This window comes from Pseudomonas sp. G5001 (genome assembly GCF_013385475.1).
In the GTDB taxonomy this organism is placed as follows: domain Bacteria; phylum Pseudomonadota; class Gammaproteobacteria; order Pseudomonadales; family Pseudomonadaceae; genus Aquipseudomonas.
In genome coordinates, this window is sequence record NZ_JACAPZ010000006.1 from 1 (window position 1) to 18,705 (window position 18,705).

The 18,705-nt window shown below is 61.8% G+C and carries 16 protein-coding genes; 9 read left to right on the forward strand and 7 right to left on the reverse strand.

From position 1 onward, the window contains the following. Nucleotides 1-150 precede the first annotated feature (150 nt). Nucleotides 151-864, reverse strand: a complete 714-nt coding sequence (locus HX805_RS04940; RefSeq protein WP_003209547.1) for a tellurite resistance TerB family protein — start codon at nucleotides 862-864, stop codon at nucleotides 151-153. A 168-nt stretch (nucleotides 865-1,032) separates the two neighbouring features. Between HX805_RS04940 and HX805_RS04945 the strand changes: the two genes are divergently transcribed. The 9 genes from HX805_RS04945 (at nucleotide 1,033) to HX805_RS04985 (ending at nucleotide 13,331) form a co-directional block, all read left to right on the forward strand. Next, nucleotides 1,033-1,944, forward strand: coding sequence for a LysR family transcriptional regulator (locus HX805_RS04945; RefSeq protein ID WP_003209548.1), 912 nt, complete (start codon nucleotides 1,033-1,035; stop codon nucleotides 1,942-1,944). A 133-nt stretch (nucleotides 1,945-2,077) separates the two neighbouring features. After that, entirely contained in the window at nucleotides 2,078-3,535 is a 1,458-nt protein-coding gene (locus tag HX805_RS04950; RefSeq protein WP_003209549.1) for a gamma-aminobutyraldehyde dehydrogenase, read from the forward strand. A gap of 72 nt (nucleotides 3,536-3,607) precedes the next feature. Further along, nucleotides 3,608-4,759, forward strand: a complete 1,152-nt coding sequence (ydcS, locus tag HX805_RS04955) for a putative ABC transporter substrate-binding protein YdcS (RefSeq protein WP_003209550.1) — start codon at nucleotides 3,608-3,610, stop codon at nucleotides 4,757-4,759. A gap of 180 nt (nucleotides 4,760-4,939) precedes the next feature. Further along, nucleotides 4,940-5,974, forward strand: a complete 1,035-nt coding sequence (locus HX805_RS04960; RefSeq protein ID WP_003209551.1) for an ABC transporter ATP-binding protein — start codon at nucleotides 4,940-4,942, stop codon at nucleotides 5,972-5,974. Nucleotide 5,975: 1 nt separating this feature from the next. Then, nucleotides 5,976-6,905, forward strand: coding sequence for an ABC transporter permease (locus HX805_RS04965; protein WP_003209552.1), 930 nt, complete (start codon nucleotides 5,976-5,978; stop codon nucleotides 6,903-6,905). Beyond that, entirely contained in the window at nucleotides 6,895-7,704 is an 810-nt protein-coding gene (locus HX805_RS04970; protein WP_003209553.1) for an ABC transporter permease, read from the forward strand. The genes HX805_RS04965 and HX805_RS04970 overlap by 11 nt, the downstream gene beginning before the upstream one ends. A 178-nt stretch (nucleotides 7,705-7,882) precedes the next feature. Then, nucleotides 7,883-9,307: a gamma-aminobutyraldehyde dehydrogenase gene (locus tag HX805_RS04975; RefSeq protein WP_003209554.1), complete on the forward strand. Its 1,425-nt coding sequence runs from the start codon at nucleotides 7,883-7,885 to the stop codon at nucleotides 9,305-9,307. A gap of 174 nt (nucleotides 9,308-9,481) precedes the next feature. Continuing rightward, on the forward strand, nucleotides 9,482-11,344 hold the full coding sequence (locus HX805_RS04980; protein WP_177081113.1) for an FAD/NAD(P)-binding protein: 1,863 nt from the start codon (nucleotides 9,482-9,484) through the stop codon (nucleotides 11,342-11,344). Nucleotides 11,345-11,705: 361 nt separating this feature from the next. Continuing rightward, complete coding sequence (locus tag HX805_RS04985) at nucleotides 11,706-13,331, forward strand: glucan biosynthesis protein D (RefSeq protein ID WP_102368202.1); 1,626 nt, start codon at nucleotides 11,706-11,708, stop codon at nucleotides 13,329-13,331. A gap of 45 nt (nucleotides 13,332-13,376) precedes the next feature. On the opposite strand, the gene HX805_RS04990 is transcribed toward HX805_RS04985, so the two are convergent. From HX805_RS04990 to HX805_RS05015, 6 genes are all read right to left on the reverse strand, one after another. After that, a complete protein-coding gene (locus HX805_RS04990; protein WP_003209560.1) occupies nucleotides 13,377-13,562 on the reverse strand; it encodes a hypothetical protein in 186 nt (61 codons plus the stop codon). A 197-nt stretch (nucleotides 13,563-13,759) separates the two neighbouring features. Continuing rightward, nucleotides 13,760-14,296 (reverse strand): GNAT family N-acetyltransferase, encoded by a 537-nt coding sequence (locus tag HX805_RS04995; RefSeq protein ID WP_102605530.1) that lies wholly within the window; start codon nucleotides 14,294-14,296, stop codon nucleotides 13,760-13,762. Beyond that, nucleotides 14,280-14,780, reverse strand: coding sequence for an ATP-binding protein (locus tag HX805_RS05000; RefSeq protein WP_177081114.1), 501 nt, complete (start codon nucleotides 14,778-14,780; stop codon nucleotides 14,280-14,282). The genes HX805_RS04995 and HX805_RS05000 overlap by 17 nt, the downstream gene beginning before the upstream one ends. Nucleotides 14,781-14,972: 192 nt before the next feature. Continuing rightward, nucleotides 14,973-16,079, reverse strand: coding sequence for an NADH:flavin oxidoreductase/NADH oxidase (locus HX805_RS05005; RefSeq protein ID WP_003209564.1), 1,107 nt, complete (start codon nucleotides 16,077-16,079; stop codon nucleotides 14,973-14,975). Nucleotides 16,080-16,230: 151 nt separating this feature from the next. Next, on the reverse strand, nucleotides 16,231-17,940 hold the full coding sequence (recJ, locus tag HX805_RS05010; protein ID WP_076017504.1) for a single-stranded-DNA-specific exonuclease RecJ: 1,710 nt from the start codon (nucleotides 17,938-17,940) through the stop codon (nucleotides 16,231-16,233). A gap of 186 nt (nucleotides 17,941-18,126) precedes the next feature. Continuing rightward, nucleotides 18,127-18,669 (reverse strand): YaeQ family protein, encoded by a 543-nt coding sequence (locus tag HX805_RS05015; RefSeq protein ID WP_003209567.1) that lies wholly within the window; start codon nucleotides 18,667-18,669, stop codon nucleotides 18,127-18,129. Nucleotides 18,670-18,705 lie beyond the last annotated feature (36 nt).

Here is an 18,705-nt window from a genome sequence, read left to right on the forward strand (position 1 = left end):
GCCGGCGATGGCATCACCTCGGTGTGTCTGGAAGACCGAGGTGCCTGCATCGCCGGCAAGCCAGCTCCTACAGAAAAGCGTCTCTGCTTTCGTTCTGGTCTTTGCTTTTACCATAAGTAGCCGTTACCGCAGAAACGGATATGTACACAATCAAACCACCTCAGCCTGCCGCACCTGCTTCTCCAGTTCAGCCTTCAACCCTGGCTCCAACTTAAGCTGCCGCGCCAACTCATCGAGGTAAGCCTTCTCCATGAAGTTCTCCTCATCCACCAACATCACACTGGCGATATACATCTCGGCAGCCAACTCCGGAGTACTGGCAGCCCGAGCCACATCTGCCGGATCCAGCGGCTTGTTCAGCTCGGCATGTAACCACTGCTGCAACTCACGATCGTTATCCAGCTTCACAAACTCCCCTTCGATCAACGCCCGCTCACGCTCATCCACATGCCCGTCAGCCTTGGCCGCAGCCACCAGCGCCTTCAAAATCCCCTGGCTGTGCTGTTCGACCTGGGCCGGTGGCAACCGATCAATGGTCTGCGGCTCCCCTTGAGGCGCACTCGCCTGCTGCGCCTGCCAATTACCGTAGGCCTTGTAGGCAATCACCCCCAAAGCAGCCAACCCGCCATAGGTCAGCGCCTTGCCGCCAAACTTGCGGGCTTTCTTGTTGCCCAGCAACAGGCCCATGGCGCCGGCCGCGAGGGCCCCACCACCGGCACCGCCAAGCAAGCTACCCAACCCGCCGCCACCCAGCAGTCCGCCAAGTGCACCCTTGTCATCTGACTTGCGCTGCCCGCCAGCCTTGTTCTGCAACATGTCCTGGCCGGATTTGAGCAGTTGATCGAGCAATCCACGGGTATTCATTCACAACCTCCAGAAACTCAAGTTCACAGGACCAATAGGCCCCCAGCGTAAAACTAAGTGCCAAAAACCCCCGATCTAGAGTGCTTCCAGATGTAACGCGCTTACCCCTCAATTAAAACGATATACACTCGAACAAATCTATAAAAACACCCCACTGGTAATTCCAGCATGATGACCTTGCGTCAGATCCGTCACTTCATCGCCGTGGCCGAGACCGGCTCGATCTCCGCCGCTGCCCAGACCGCCTTCATCTCCCAGTCCACCCTGACCCTGGCGATCCAGCAACTGGAACAGGAAATCGGCGTCAACCTGTTCAACCGCCACGCCAAGGGCATGACCCTGACCCACCAGGGCCACCAGTTCCTGCGCCAGGCGCACCTCATCCTCGCCACCGTCGACAACGCCAAGCGCAGCCTGCAACAGAGCACCGACCAGGTGGCCGGGCAGTTGATCATCGGCGTGACCAGCCTGGTCGCCGGCTACTACCTGGCGGACTTGCTTACCCGCTTCCAGCGCGCCTACCCCAATGTCGAAATCCGCGTGATGGAGGACGAACGCCCCTACATCGAACACCTGCTGGTCAGCGGTGAAATCGACGTCGGCGTGCTGATCCTCTCCAACCTCGAAGACCGCCACGCCCTGCAAACCGAAGTGCTCACCCACTCGCCCCACCGTTTATGGCTGCCCGCCCAGCACCCGCTGCTGGAACACGACAGCATCAACCTGGCGGATGTGGCGCGCGAGCCGCTGATTCAGCTGAACGTCGACGAAATGGGCCACAACGCCCAACGCATGTGGACCGGCGCCGGGCTGCAACCCCGCGTCACCTTGCGCACCGCCTCGACGGAAGCCGTGCGAAGCCTGGTCGCCGCCGGCCTGGGCGTGTCGATCCAGCCGGACATGACCTACCGCCCCTGGTCCCTGGAAGGCGACATCATCGAGGCCCGGCCGATTGCCGACCTCAGCCAGACCCTCGACGTGGGCCTGGCCTGGCGCCGGGGCACGGCGCGCCCGGCGCTGGTGGACCCATTCCTGACGGTGGCCCGCGAACAGCCCCACCCACGCAAGCCATCTATTTAATCGAATGCTGCTTTCAGTATTTAGTATTTGTTGACCTCGCGCCTGACCTCTAGTCTCTGCTCATCCCATAAGAGAAGGTCAGGCGCCTCGCACGAGAACAGCCATGACCACACAAGAAAAGAGATCGCGAAAAATGTCTGGCGCGCCCACACCGCTGCTCACTGCGTTGCTGATCGACGGCGAACTGGTCCCGGGCCAGGGGTTTGTCGAGCCGATCATCAACCCGGCCACCGGTGAAATCCTCACCCATATCGCCGAAGCCAGTACCGAGCAGGTAGAAGCCGCAATCCTCGCCGCCCACCGGGCCTTTGCCGGTTGGTCGCGGACCACGCCCCAGCAGCGCTCGAACATCCTCCTGGGCATCGCCGAGACAATCGAAAAACAAGCCGACTACCTCGCCCGCCTGGAATCGCTGAATTGCGGCAAGCCGCTGCACCTGGCACGTCAGGACGATTTGAGCGCGACCGTCGATGTGTTCCGTTTCTTCGCCGGCGCCGTGCGCTGCCAGACCGGGCAACTGAGCGGTGAATACCTGCCGGGCTACACCAGCATGGTGCGTCGCGATCCGATTGGCGTGGTGGCCTCCATTGCGCCGTGGAATTACCCGCTGATGATGGCCGCCTGGAAAATCGCCCCGGCCCTGGCGGCCGGTAATACCCTGGTGTTCAAGCCGTCGGAACATACCCCGCTGTCGATCCTGGCCCTGGCGCCCGTACTGAGCCAGTTGTTGCCGCGCGGGGTGATCAACATCCTGTGTGGCGGCGGCGAAGGGGTCGGCAGCCATTTGGTCAGCCACCCGAAGGTGCGCATGGTCTCGTTGACCGGCGATATCGTCACCGGGCAGAAGATCCTCCAGGCCGCCTCCAAGACACTCAAGCGCACGCACCTGGAACTCGGCGGCAAGGCCCCGGTGATCGTGTGCAACGACGCCGACCTGCAAGCCGTGGTCGAAGGCGTGCGCGCCTACGGTTACTACAACGCCGGCCAGGACTGCACCGCCGCGTGCCGCATCTACGCCCAGGCCGGCATCCACGACAAATTGGTGGCCGAGCTCGGCGCCGCCGTCAGCAGCCTGCGGTTTGCCGGCAAGCGCGATGCCGACAACGAACTCGGCCCGCTGATCAGCACCCGCCAGCGCGACCGCGTCGCCAGTTTTGTCGAACGCGCCCTCGGCCAGCCGCATATCGAACGCATCACCGGCGCCGCCGTGCATTCCGGTGCTGGCTTCTTCTACCAGCCAACCTTGCTGGCCGGTTGTAAACAGAATGATGAAATCGTGCAGCGCGAAGTGTTCGGCCCGGTGGTCACCGTGACCCGCTTCGACGAGCTGGAACAGGCGGTGGACTGGGCCAACGACTCGGAATACGGCCTGGCCTCCTCCGTGTGGACCCAGAACCTGGACAAGGCGATGCAAGTGGCGTCGCGCCTGCAATACGGCTGCACCTGGATCAACAGTCATTTCATGCTGGTCAGCGAAATGCCCCACGGCGGCTTGAAGCGCTCGGGGTATGGCAAAGATCTGTCCAGCGATTCGCTACAGGACTACAGCGTGGTGCGGCACATCATGGCGCGCCACGGCCAGCATCTTTAAAACAACAACTACGCTCACGCACCACCTGCTGCAAAAACTGCCCCGACCATAATTAAAGAAGAGGGAACCCCCATGTCTGCGCACAAGACCGCTCTGCTCAGTGCCCTGACCACCGCGCTGCTGGCCAGTGTCAGCATCCAGGCCGCCGAACCGCTGAAGGCGGTGGGTGCCGGTGAAGGCCAGTTGGATATTGTCGCCTGGCCCGGCTATATCGAACGTGGCGAAAGCGACAAGAACTACGACTGGGTCACCGGTTTCGAGAAAGAGACCGGCTGCAAGGTCAACGTCAAGACCGCCGCCACCTCCGACGAGATGGTGAGCTTGATGGCCAAGGGCGGCTACGACCTGGTCACCGCATCCGGCGATGCCTCGCTGCGGTTGATCGTCGGCAAGCGCGTACAGCCGATCAACACCTCGCTGATTCCCAACTGGAAGAACATCGACCCGCGCCTGAAAGATGCGCCGTGGTACGTGGTCGGCCAGCAAACGTACGGCACGCCGTACCAGTGGGGCCCGAACGTGTTGATGTACAACACCAACGTGTTCAAGACCGCGCCCACCAGCTGGAACGTAGTGTTCGATGCGCAGAACCTGCCGGACGGCAAGCCGAACAAAGGCCGCGTGCAGGCCTATGACGGCCCGATCTACATCGCCGATGCGGCGCTGTACCTCAAGGCCACCAAGCCGGAACTGGGCATCCAGAGCCCGTACGAGCTGACCGAAACCCAGTACAAGGCCGTGCTCGACCTGTTGCGCGCCCAGCAGCCGTTGATCCACCGCTACTGGCATGACACCACCGTGCAAATGAGCGACTTCAAGAACGAAGGCGTGGTGGCCTCCAGCGCATGGCCGTATCAGGTCAACGGCCTGGTGAACGAGAAACAGCCGATTGCCTCGACCATTCCGAAGGAAGGCGCCACCGGCTGGGCGGATACCACCATGCTGCACACCGATGCCAAGCACCCCAACTGCGCCTACAAGTGGATGGACTGGTCGCTGCAGCCGAAGGTCCAGGGTGATGTGGCCTCGTGGTTCGGTTCGTTGCCGGCGGTTCCCGCGGCGTGCAAGGAAAGCGAACTGCTGGGCGCCGAGGGTTGCAAGACCAACGGTTTCGACCAGTTCGAGAAGATCGCCTTCTGGAAAACCCCGCAGGCTGAAGGCGGCAAGTTCGTGCCGTACAGCCGCTGGACCCAGGATTACATCGCGATCATGGGCGGGCGCTAAGCACTCCCTAGTTGATCGTTCCCACGCTCCGCGTGGGAATGCCTCCTGTGACGCTCCGCGTCACGACTTTAAGGGCGGACGCGGAGCGTCCAGCGCTGCATTCCCACGCATAGCGTGGGAACGATCACCTCTACCTCCGATTTAATTTTTACAAGACGCGCCTTTTTGGAGCACCGCACCATGACGCTTGCAGTCCAATTCACCCACGTTTCCCGTCAGTTCGGCGAAGTGAAAGCCGTTGACCGGGTTTCCATCGATATCCAGGACGGCGAGTTCTTTTCCATGCTCGGCCCTTCCGGCTCGGGCAAAACCACGTGCCTGCGCCTGATCGCCGGGTTCGAGCAACCCAGTGCCGGCTCCATCCGCATCCACGGTGAGGAAGCCGCCGGCTTGCCGCCGTATCAGCGCGACGTGAACACTGTGTTCCAGGATTACGCGCTGTTCCCCCACATGAACGTGCGGGACAACGTGGCCTACGGCCTGAAAGTCAAAGGCGTGGGCAAGACCGAACGCCTCAACCGCGCCGAAGAAGCGCTGGGCATGGTCGCCCTCGGCGGTTACGGCGACCGCAAGCCGGTGCAACTCTCCGGCGGCCAGCGTCAACGTGTGGCCCTGGCCCGCGCACTGGTCAATCGTCCGCGCGTATTGCTGCTGGATGAGCCCCTCGGCGCTCTCGACCTGAAGCTGCGCGAACAGATGCAAAGCGAGCTGAAGAAACTGCAACGCCAACTTGGCATCACCTTCATCTTCGTCACCCACGACCAGACCGAAGCACTGTCGATGTCCGACCGTGTGGCCGTATTCAACAAGGGCCGCATCGAACAGGTCGACACCCCGCGCAACCTGTACATGAAGCCCGCCACCACCTTCGTCGCGGAATTCGTCGGCACCTCCAACGTGATTCGCGGCGAATTGGCGCAACGCTTGAGCGGTAACCCGCAGCCGTTCTCGATCCGCCCGGAACACGTGCGTTTCGCCGAAGGCCCGCTGGGCAGCGGCGAGGTGGAAGTCAGCGGCCTGCTGCATGACATCCAGTACCAGGGCAGCGCCACCCGCTACGAACTGAAACTGGAAAACGGCCAGGCCCTGAACATCAGCCAGGCCAACAACCAATGGCTGGACACCACCGCCGGGCATCAAGTCGGCCAGTCCATCACCGCGCGCTGGGCGCGGGAAGCCATGACGCCGTTGACCGACATCGCAGGCGAGGTGTGACATGAGCCTGGCCCTGTCCCAACCCCCGATGCGCAGGTTTTCCAACCTGCTGTACAAGAAGCCCAACCTGTACCTGTCGCTGCTGCTGGTGCCGCCGCTGATCTGGTTCGGCGCGATCTATTTGGGTTCGCTGCTGACCTTGCTGTGGCAAGGCTTCTATACGTTCGATGACTTCACCATGGCGGTCACCCCGGACCTGACCCTGGCCAACTTCGCCGCGCTGTTCCAGCCGTCGAACTTCGACATCATCGTGCGCACCTTGAGCATGGCGGTGGTGGTGTCCATCGCCAGTGCCATCGTCGCGTTCCCGATCGCCTACTACATGGCGCGCTACACCACCGGCAAGACCAAGGCGTTTTTCTACATCGCGGTGATGATGCCGATGTGGGCCAGCTACATCGTCAAGGCCTACGCCTGGACCCTGCTGCTGGCCAAGGGCGGCGTGGCGCAGTGGTTCGTGCAGCACCTGGGCCTGGAGCCGGCGCTGCAATTCATCATGGGCATTCCCGGCGTGGGCGGCAGCACCTTGAGCACCTCGCACCTGGGGCGGTTCATGGTGTTTGTGTACATCTGGCTGCCGTTCATGATTCTGCCGATCCAGGCCTCGCTGGAGCGTTTGCCGCCATCGTTGCTGCAGGCCTCGGCTGACCTCGGCGCCAAGCCGCGCCAGACCTTCATGCAGGTGATTCTGCCGCTGTCGGTGCCGGGGATCGCGGCGGGTTCGATCTTTACGTTCTCGCTGACCCTGGGCGACTTCATCGTGCCGCAACTGGTGGGCCCGCCGGGTTACTTCGTCGGCGGCATGGTGTACGCGCAACAAGGCGCTATCGGCAACATGCCCATGGCCGCGGCGTTCACCCTGGTGCCGATCGTGCTGATCGCGGTTTACCTGTCCATCGTCAAACGTCTGGGGGCCTTCGATGCACTCTGAAAAAGCCTCACTCAGTCTAAAAATCGCGGCCTGGGGCGGGTTGGTTTTCCTGCACTTCCCGATCCTGATCATCTTCCTCTACGCCTTCAACACCGAAGAGGCGGCGTTCAGCTTTCCACCCCAGGGCTTCACCCTGAAGTGGTTCAGCGTGGCCTTCTCGCGGCCGGACGTATTGGAAGCGATCAAGCTGTCGCTGCAAATCGCGGCCATCGCCACACTGATTGCGATGGTGCTCGGCACCCTGGCCTCGGCGGCGTTGTATCGCCGGGAGTTCTTCGGCAAGCAAGGCATCTCGCTGATGCTGATCCTGCCGATTGCACTGCCGGGGATCATCACCGGTATCGCGTTGCTGGCGACCTTCAAGACCCTGGGGATTGAGCCGGGGATGTTCACCATCATCGTCGGCCACGCGACCTTCTGCGTGGTGATCGTCTACAACAACGTGATCGCCCGTTTGCGCCGCACTTCCCACAGCCTGATCGAAGCCTCGATGGACCTCGGCGCCGACGGCTGGCAGACCTTCCGCTACATCATCATGCCCAACCTCGGCTCGGCGTTGCTGGCCGGCGGCATGCTGGCGTTCGCGCTGTCGTTCGACGAAATCATCGTCACCACCTTCACCGCCGGCCACGAGCGCACCTTGCCGCTGTGGCTGCTCAACCAGTTGAGCCGGCCACGGGATGTGCCGGTGACCAACGTGGTGGCGATGCTGGTGATGATCGTGACGATGTTCCCGATCCTGGGTGCCTATTACCTGACCCGCGGCGGCGAAAGCGTGGCCGGTAGTGGCGGTAAATAACTGACAACACATTGCCACTGAAGGAATGAGGTTCAAATGTGGGAGCGGGCTTGCTCGAGAACGCGGTGTATCAGTCAGGTGATGTATCAACTGAAAGACCGTATTCGCGAGCAAGCCCGCTCCCACACTTGAACCGGTTTCGGCAGGGGAAACGATGCAGCTTTAAGAGGAATGAACCATGCAAACCAAACTGCTGATCAACGGCCATCTGGTCGAAGGCGAAGGCCCGGCGCAGCCGGTGTTCAACCCGGCGTTGGGTCGGGTACTGGTGGAAATCAAGGAAGCCAGCGAAGCCCAGGTCGACGCCGCCGTGCGTGCTGCCGACAGCGCTTTTGAAGGCTGGTCGCAAACGCCACCGAAGGATCGCTCGCTGCTGCTGCTCAAACTCGCCGACGCCATCGAAGCCCACGGCGCAGAGCTGGCCAAGCTTGAGTCGGACAACTGCGGCAAACCCTACAGCGCCGCGCTGAACGATGAGATCCCGGCGGTGGCCGATGTGTTCCGCTTCTTCGCCGGCGCCAGCCGCTGCATGAGCGGTTCGGCCGGCGGCGAGTACCTGCCGGGCCACACCTCGATGATCCGCCGTGACCCGGTGGGCGTAATTGCCTCCATCGCGCCGTGGAACTACCCGCTGATGATGGTCGCCTGGAAAATCGCCCCGGCCCTGGCCGCCGGTAATACCGTGGTGCTCAAGCCTTCGGAACAAACTCCGCTGACCGCGCTGCGCCTGGTGGAACTGGCCGCTGAAATTTTCCCGGCCGGTGTACTCAACCTGGTGTTTGGCCGTGGGCCAACCGTGGGCAGCCCGCTGGTGAATCACCCGAAAGTGCGCATGGTGTCGCTGACGGGTTCGATTGCCACCGGGGCCAATATCATTTCCAGCACTGCCGACAGCGTCAAACGCATGCACATGGAACTGGGCGGCAAGGCGCCGGTGATCATCTTCAACGACGCCGATATCGACGCGGCGGTGGAAGGCATTCGCACCTTCGGCTTCTACAACGCCGGGCAGGATTGCACCGCTGCGTGCCGGATTTATGCACAGGCCGATATCTACGACGCGTTCGTCGAGAAGCTCGGCGCGGCGGTTGCCAGCATCAAATACGGTTTGCAGGATGACCCGGCCACCGAGCTGGGCCCGCTGATCACCGCACAGCACCGTGACCGTGTGGCCGGGTTTGTGGAGCGTGCCGTGGCGCAATCCCATATCCGCCTGATCACGGGTGGCAAGGCGGTGGAAGGCAACGGGTTCTTCTTTGAGCCGACCGTATTGGCCGACGCGCAGCAGGACGATGAAATCGTGCGCCGCGAAGTGTTCGGGCCAGTAGTGTCGGTAACCAAATTCAACGACGAGGCCCAGGTATTGGCCTGGGCCAACGATTCGGACTACGGCCTGGCCTCTTCCGTGTGGACCGCCGACGTCGGCCGCGCCCATCGCCTGGCTGCACGGTTGCAGTACGGCTGCACCTGGGTGAACACCCACTTCATGCTGGTCAGCGAAATGCCCCATGGCGGTCAGAAACTGTCCGGCTACGGCAAGGACATGTCCATGTACGGCCTGGAGGACTACACCACCGTTCGCCATGTGATGTTCAAGCACTGACCCTTTACCCCTGTCGAAGCGAGCTCACTGTGGCGAGGGAGCTTGCTCCCGCTGTAGTGCGAGGTGCTCCCAGGTTTTTTGGGGCCGCTACGCAGCCCAGCGGGAGCAAGCTCCCTCTCCACAACAGCCGGCTCCTGCAGGGATCTCATAACAATAAATAATTCGCAGGTTCCCATGGACATCACCCGCCGCGACTTCCTCAACGGCGTCGCTATCACGATTGCCGCCGGTATGACCCCGCTGCAAATCCTCCAGGCCGCTCCCGATGGGCGCTACTACCCGCCCGCCCTCACCGGCTTGCGCGGCAGCCATGTCGGCTCATTCGAAGTTGCCCACCAGATGGGCTGGGAAAAGAAGGCCTTCGACACCGATAAACTGCCGATCACCGAAGACTACGACCTGGTGGTGGTCGGCGGTGGCTTGAGCGGTTTGTCGGCGGCGTGGTTCTACCGTGAGAAGCACCCGAAGGCGAAGATCCTGATCCTGGAGAACCACGACGACTTCGGCGGCCATGCCAAGCGCAATGAGTTCCAGGCCGGTGGCCGGCTGATCATCGGCTACGGCGGCAGCGAAGCGTTCCAGTCACCGAATCATCTTTACAGTAAGGAAGTAAACGGGCTGTTGAAAAAACTCGGGGTGAACATCAAGCGCTTCGAGACCGCCTTCGACCGCCAGTTCTACCCGGGCCTGGGTTTGTCCCGCGGGGTGTTCTTCGACAAGGAAAACTTTGGCGAAGACAAACTGGTGACCGGCGACCCGACGCCGATGGTCGCCGACGACATCGCCCCGAACCAGTTGCATGCGCGCTCCATCAGCGACTTCATCAATGATTTCCCGCTGCCGGAAACCGACCGTCAGGCGCTGATTGCCTTGCACGTCGCGCCCAAGGATTACCTGCCGGGCAAGACTGCCGAGGAAAAGGCCGAGTACCTCGCGACCACCAGCTACCGCGATTTCCTGCTCAAGAACGTAGGACTCTCGGAAGGCGCGGTGAAGTACTTCCAAAGCCGCACCAACGACTTCATGGCCTTGAGTATCGATGCGGTGGCGTCGGCTGATGCCTACAGCGTGGGTTTCCCTGGCTTCGGCGGAATGAACCTGGCACCGATCAGCGAAGAAGCCGCCGCAGAAATGGAAGAACCCTACATCTACCACTTCCCCGACGGCAACGCCTCGCTGGCACGCTTGCTGGTGCGCAGCCTGATTCCGGCAGTGGCACCGGGGCACACCATGGATGACATCGTGCTGGCGCCGTTTGACTACGCCAGGCTTGATCAGCCCAGGACACCGGTGCGGGTGCGTTTGAACAGTACTGCGGTCAGTGTGCGTAACGTCGGTGACGGTGTGCACATCGGCTACAGCCGTGGCGGCCAACTCGCACAGGTCCGCGGCAAACGCTGCATCCTGGCCTGCTACAACATGATGATCCCGTACCTGCTGCGGGACCTGCCGGCAGAACAAGCCCAGGCCCTGAGCCAGAACGTGAAGTACCCGCTGGTCTACACCAAAGTGGTGGTGCGCAACTGGACGTCGTTCCAGAAGCTGGGGGTGCACGAGATTTATGCAGCGACCCAGCCTTACAGCCGGATCAAGCTGGATTACCCGGTGAGCATGGGCGGCTACGAGCACCCGCGCGACCCGACGCAGCCGATTGGTTTGCACATGGTGTACGTGCCCACCAGCCCCAACAGCGGCATGAACGGCCGCGACCAGGCCCGCGCCGGGCGGGGCAAGTTGTACGGGCAGACATTTGAACAACTGGAAGCGCAGCTGCGCGACCAACTGCAGCGCATGCTCGGCCCGGGTGGCTTCAACCACCAGACCGACATTCTGGCGATCACTGTCAACCGTTGGTCACACGGCTATGCGACCTTCTCCAACAGCTTGTTTGACGATGCCGATGAAAGCGAAAAACTGAAGGACCTGGCGCGCCAGCCGGTGGGACATGTGAGCATCGCCAACTCGGATGCCGCGTGGAGCGCGTATGCCCATGCGGCGATTGATGAGGCGTATCGAGCGGTAGGCGAAGTGGGCTGATCCCGGCGTTCCTGAAGGAAGAGATTATTGTGGCGAGGGAGCTTGCTCCCGCTGGGCTGCGCAGCAGCCCCAAACCAGGCGCTCGAGATATCCCTGAAGGATCTTCATCGCCTGAGCTGGGGTCGCTTCGCGCCCCAACGGGAGCAAGCTCCCTCGCCACACGGTTTCCACAGAAACGTCTTGTTTCATATGCAGCGCCATCAACCCGCCATCAATCATTTTTCCTTGCGCACCGAACCGCTTAAGCTATTTGGCATCTGTTTAATGTCCGTTGCGTTTGGCCGAAGGCATGTCCGAACCGTTTTCCTTGATCCAGCACGTGCCAGGAACGGCGCGGGATTGTTCACGACAGGTTGTATTTATGCACCGCAGGAATTTGCTCAAAGCGTCCATGGCCATCGCGGCTTACACCGGTCTGTCGGCCAGTGGCCTGCTGGCCGCCCAGGCCTGGGCGGGCAACCGCGCCGCTGATGGCGAGGCCCAGGCCTTCGATTTCGAGGCCCTGAAGATCCAGGCCAAGCAGTTGGCAAGCAATCGCTACCAGGACACCAAGCAGGTATTGCCGCCGACCCTGGCGACCATGACCCCGCAGAATTTCAACGCCATCGGCTACGACGGCAAGCATTCGCTGTGGAAAGAATTGAACGGCCAACTGGACGTGCAGTTCTTCCACGTCGGCATGGGCTTCAAGACGCCGGTGCGCATGTACAGCGTCGACCCGAAAACCCGCCAGGCCCGCGAGGTGCACTTCCGCCCTTCGCTGTTCAACTATGAAAAAACCACGGTAGACACCAAGCAGTTGACCGGCGACCTGGGTTTCTCCGGCTTCAAGCTGTTCAAGGCCCCGGAACTGGACCGCCACGACGTGCTGTCCTTCCTCGGCGCCAGCTACTTCCGTGCGGTGGATTCCACCGGCCAGTACGGCCTTTCTGCACGCGGCCTGGCCATCGACACCTACGCGAAAAAGCGCGAGGAATTCCCGGACTTCACCAAGTTCTGGTTCGAAACCCCGGACAAGGACAGCACCCGCTTCGTGGTCTACGCCCTGCTGGATTCGCCGAGCGCCACTGGTGCCTATCGCTTCGATATCGACTGCCAGGCCAACCAGGTGGTAATGGCCATCGACGCCCATATCAATGCGCGTACCGCCATCGAGCAACTGGGCATCGCACCGATGACCAGCATGTTCAGTTGCGGCACCGTTGAGCGGCGGATGTGCGACACCATTCACCCGCAAATCCACGACTCGGATCGCCTGGCCATGTGGCGCGGCAATGGCGAGTGGATCTGCCGCCCGCTGAACAACCCGGCTACCCTGCAATTCAACGCGTTTGCCGACACCGACCCGAAAGGCTTCGGCCTGGTGCAGACCGATCATGAGTTCGCCAGCTATCAGGACACGGTGGACTGGTACAGCAAACGCCCAAGCCTGTGGGTAGAACCTACTACTGCGTGGGGTGAAGGCTCTATCGATCTGCTGGAAATTCCTACAACCGGCGAGACCCTGGACAACATCGTGGCCTTCTGGACCCCGAAGAAGCCCGTCGCTGCCGGCGAATCCCTGAACTACGGCTACAAGCTCTACTGGAGCGCCCTGCCGCCGGTCAGCACGCCACTGGCGCAGGTCAATGCCACCCGTTCGGGCATGGGCGGTTTCACCGAAGGTTGGGCACCGGGCGAGCACTACCCCGAAGTCTGGGCGCGGCGCTTTGCCGTGGACTTCAACGGCGGCGGGCTGGATCGTTTGCCTGAAGGCACCGGGATCGAGCCGGTGGTGACCTGCTCCCATGGTGAGGTCAAAGACTTCAGCGTGTTGGTACTGGATGCCATCAAGGGCTATCGAATTCTGTTTGACTGGTACCCGACCAGCGACAGCGTCGAGCCGGTTGAACTGCGGCTGTTCATCCGCACCCAGGACCGCACCTTGAGCGAAACCTGGCTGTACCAATACTTCCCACCTGCACCAGACAAGCGCAAGTACACCTGATACCGAACGTTCCCACGCTCGCGTGGGAACGCCCCTTCGGGATCTTCAGAACCGCGAAATACTCTTCATCGCCCCGATCAAGTACCGCATCGCCACCTGATCACTCTCGGTCAGGGCGCGGTACTGTTCCAGCAATTGCTCTTCGTCCGAACTCAGGCGCCGGCTGCGCAGCGACATCCTGCGGGCCAGAAAAGACGACAACACCCCCGCTACACCATAAGACTTGGCCATGGACTGTCTCCTCGTATCAATCAACTGCTCCTGGTTGCCCATAACCCCATCCCGCGATGCGACCTGCGAGGATCAACAAGCTGATTTCCTGGGCCAGAAATCATGCTTACCTTAAGCGTAGAAACTATCTTGCAGGGAGTGGGACTTTTTTAGAGTAATCACTTAAAAAAACGCTTGCAGGGCAATGACCTACAGCGTTATCCCACAAGCGGCCGGTACAGGTGGATGTCGTGCGGCTCCTGTTGAAACAGCTCGGGATCCGGCTGCTTGAGCAACCGGCAGCCGAGCCGCAGATAGAACTCCACCGTATTGCGCGATTCCGTGGCCGATACGTACAACGCCTCGGCCCCGGCTGCACGGGCGTGTTCACAGGCCAGGGCAAACAGCTGGCCACCCAGGCCCAGGCCACGGGCCCCATGGCTCACATGCAGGAATTTGAGCTGGCGCATACGCAGGCCCTGGTTGAGGATAACCCGGTTGTCCACTACCACGGCCGCCAGCAGCTTTGCATCGTCAAACACACCGTGCAGCCACCCGCCGCGCTTCAGGCACGCCTGCAAGGCCACGGCATCCTGCTCGGCTTCGCCTTCGGGCCAGCCGCGCATGTCGTGGTGCTCGGGGTACAGCAGCAACTCCCCGTGCTCCACGCGATAGCACGCCTCGATCCGTTCGGTACGGTCAATCAGCGCCAGCAACGGCAGGTCCTTTTCGGTCAGGTCACGCTTGATCAACATGCTGTGCTTCCAAGGGTTGATGGTGAACAAGGTTGAAGCCTTCCGCAGGTGTCGGTGCTTCGAAATAGCCGGTGATCAAGTCGAACTGGGCGTCACTGGTTTCGAACGCGTGGGTACCCTCCGCGTTGCGCGCACGCAGGCGTGCCTTGCAGACCTCGTCCGGCACATCCAGGTAGTGCAATTGATGGTCAGCGCCTGCGCCTTCGAACAATGAGCGCATCCAGCGGCGACTGGCCAACGTGTTCGCCGGGAAATCCAGCACCACCGACAGGCCGGCCCCGAGCAACGCGATGATATGCGCCGTCAACGCATCGCGCAGGTGGCCGGTGCAGCGCACGTAGTCGCCCAGAGCATGGATCTGTCCGGGATAAAGGCGTGACAGCCACTCATCCTCGCTGATCAATACCGTCTGTGGGGCTTGCGACAACTGCTGGGTCAGGGTCGATTTACCGGATGCGATTTTGCCGCAGATCAGGTGCAACATGAGCTTCTCCTTGTGTCGCAGGGCTTGGCCGGTGATCGGCGGGCAATAAAAAACCCGCCGGATCAAGGGCGGGTTTTTCATGCTTTTCCAGCACGCGTCAGCCCACCCTCTCCTGGAGGGTGGGAATAATCGAGGCGTTCAGTAATAGAGTCATAGTTTCGACATTAGCTTCAGGCGTTTTCCTACGCAAGGTTAATCCCGCAAGTCCGACTCATGAATCGGCTGGTCGCGATGCGTAGCCCGCTGATACTGGGCCGGCCAGGTCGCTTTGCGCCCGCCCAGGTCATCGTCGGCATGCAGTGGCCAGTACGGGTCACGCAACAGTTCACGGGCGAGGAAAATGATATCGGCCTGACAGGTACGCAAGATGTGCTCGGCCTGGGCGGGCTCGGTAATCATGCCCACGGTGCCGGTGGCGATTCCCGACTCTTTGCGCACACGCTCGGCAAAGCGGGTCTGGTAGCCGGGCCCGGTAGGAATTTCCGCATTGGCCGCGGTGCCACCCGAGGAGACGTCGATCAGGTCGACGCCCAGGTCTTTCAGGCGGCGCGCCAGTTCGACGGTTTCATCCGGGTTCCAGCCGTCCTCGACCCAATCGGTGGCCGAGACCCGTACAAACAGCGGCAGCTCTTGCGGCCAGGCCTCACGCACCGCCGTGGTCACTTGCAGCACCAGGCGGATGCGGTTTTCGAACGAGCCGCCGTACTGGTCCTGGCGCTGGTTGCTCAGGGGCGAAAGAAATTGATGCAACAGGTAGCCATGGGCGGCATGGATTTCCGCCACTTTGAAACCGGCGGTCAACGCGCGCTTGGCGGCAGCGACGAAGTCAGCGATCACTTGCTGGATCTGCCCTTCATCGAGTTGCTTGGGGGAAGTGTGCTGCGGATCGAAGGCAATCGGCGAGGGGCCCACCGGCACCCAGCCGCCATCTTCCGGCTTGACGCTGCCGTGCTTGCCGATCCATGGCCGGTGCGTGCTGGCTTTGCGCCCGGCGTGGGCCAGTTGAATGCCCGCCACCGCGCCCTGGGCATTGATAAAGCGCGTGATGCGTTGCAGCGGTTCGATCTGTTCGTCGTTCCACAGGCCCAGGTCCTGGGCGGTGATGCGGCCATCGGCAGTCACGGCGGTGGCTTCGGTAAAGATCAGCCCGGCGCCACCGACGGCACGGCTGCCGAGGTGCACCAGGTGCCAGTCATTGGCCAGGCCATCGACGCTGGAATACTGGCACATTGGTGACACGGCGATGCGGTTGAGCAGGGTCAGTTGGCGCAGGGTATAGGGTTCAAGCAGCAGACTCATGGGGCACCTCTTTTATGCAGTGGGCAGGCTCCAGGGTTCTGTTTGAAAGGTCGACGAAAAACCCGTCCCCGGCGGGCTGAAATAAGACAAGGTCACAAGACCGATCACACAGTGCTTAGAGACTAGTCGACAACAGAGGATTGCACAGGGTTCAGCGCGGCTCGATATGCGCGATCATCAGTTGCACGGTTTCCTGGCCACGGAACTCGTTCACGTCGAGCTTGTAGGCCAGTTCCACCCAGCGAATGGTGGGGTTGGGCCAGATCTCGCGGTCGATGCCGAAAGCAATGCCATCGAGCTTCACCGATCCACACTCGCTCTTGAGCACCACCTTCAGATGGCGCTCGCCGACGACGCGCTGCTCCACCAGTTGGAACACCCCGTGAAACAACGGCTCTGGGAAATGCTGGCCCCACGGCCCGGCGTTGCGCAGGGCGCGAGCCAGTTCCAGGTGAAACTCTTCAACCGCCAGGGTGCCGTCGGACAGCAGACGGCCCGTCAGGTCTTCTTCGCGCAGTTGCCGACGCACTTCGGCGTCAAAGGCCTCGGCGAACAGTGGGAAGTTGGCCTCGGGCAAGGTAAGACCCGCCGCCATGGCGTGGCCGCCGTACTTCGCGATCAGCGTCGGATGCTGGCTGGCCACCACGGCCAGCGCGTCACGGATATGAAAACCCGGCACGGAGCGCCCGGAGCCCTTGAGCAGGCCGTCACCGGCGTCGGCAAAGGCGATGGTCGGGCGGAAGTAACGCTCTTTCATGCGCGAGGCAAGGATGCCGATCACGCCCTGGTGCCATTCCGGGTCGAACAGGCACAAGCCATACGGCATCGACTCCACCGGCAAGTCCTTGAGCTGGGCCAGGGCCTCGCGCTGCATGCCTTGTTCGATGGACTTGCGGTCCTGGTTCATGCCGTCCAGTTGCGCGGCCATTTCCCGGGCGGCGGCGAAATCCGAGGTGAGCAGGCATTCGATGCCCAGGCTCATGTCATCCAGGCGCCCGGCGGCGTTCAGGCGCGGGCCGAGGATAAAACCAAGGTCGGTGGAGGTGATGCGGGCGTGATCGCGCTTGGCTACTTCGAGGATCGCCTTGATCCCCGGCCGGGCACGACCGGCACGAATGCGTTCCAGGCCCTGGTAAACCAGGATGCGATTGTTGGCGTCCAGCGGGACCACGTCGGCCACGCTGCCCAGGGCCACCAGGTCCAGCAGTTCACCGATGTTCGGCTGCGGCTTGTTCTCGTACCAGCCAAGGCTGCGCAAACGCGCGCGCAGGGCCATCAGCACGTAGAAGATCACGCCTACACCGGCCAGGGCCTTGCTGGGGAATTCACAGCCCGGCTGGTTAGGGTTGACGATCGCATCCGCCGCCGGCAGTTCATCGCCCGGCAAGTGGTGGTCGGTAACCAGTACCTTGAGCCCCGCCGCTTTCGCCGCTGCCACGCCTTCGACGCTGGAGATGCCGTTGTCCACGGTGATCAGCAGCTGTGGCTCGCGCTGCAAGGCCACGGCGACGATTTCCGGGGTCAGGCCGTAGCCGTACTCAAAACGGTTGGGCACCAGGTAATCGACATGGGCGGCCCCCAACAAACGCAGGCCCAGGGTGCCCACGGTACTGGCGGTGGCGCCGTCGGCGTCGAAGTCACCCACGATGAGGATCCGCTGGCGCTGTTCCAGGGCCGTCACCAGCAGGTCCACGGCGGCATCGATGCCCTTGAGCTGCTGATACGGGATCAGCCGCGCCAGGCTTTTATCCAGCTCGGCTTCCGATTGCACCCCGCGTGCGGCGTAGAGACGGGTCAACAACGGTGGCAATTCACCGAGGAATGGCAGGACGGCAGGCAACGGGCGAGGATCGATACGCATGGGGTGACGGAAGCTTCTCTTTAATGTTGAAAATTAGCGGTGATCCCTTGTAGGAGCTGTCGAGCCCCAGCGAGGCTGCGATGGGATCACCTCGGTGTACCTGTCAGACCGCAGCGCCTGCATCGCAGCCTCGCTGAAGCTCGACAGCTCCCACACTCGACCAGCGTCCAATCAGTTATCGACGTTTCAGCCGCGCTCGCCAGCCAGCCATTCCAGCTGGACTTCGTGCTGCCCACGGTCATCGGTCACGAAGATCGTGCCTTCGCTGATCATCACGTCCCACTTGATCACCCGGGGCATGTCCTTGGCCAGCACTTCCAGGATTTCCTGGGGGACGGCGGCGATGCTCACGTTTTTCAGGTTCTTCGCCACCGGCACCACTTTGCCTTCCCAGACGCGCAAGCTGCCGTAGGCCAGCAAGGTCGTGCGTTCGGTACGGCGGGAACACCAGGTCAGGCGGTCCGCGTCCGGCTGGCCGACTTCGATCCAGTGCAGGACGCGATCATCCAGGCTTTTTTCCCACAGCGCCGGCTCGTCTACATCTGACAGGCCACGACCGAAAGACAGCTGCTCGTTGTAGAAAAGCGCGTAGGCCAGCAAACGCACGGTCATGCGCTCTTCGGTTTCCGAAGGGTGGCGGGCGATGGTCTGCTTGACGCTCTCGTACACCGAACGGTCAAGGTCGGTGAGGTTGAGTTCAAACTTGTAGGTCGTGGACGGCTGGGCCATGAACGGACTTCTAGAGACAGGGAAAGGCGGCAAGTC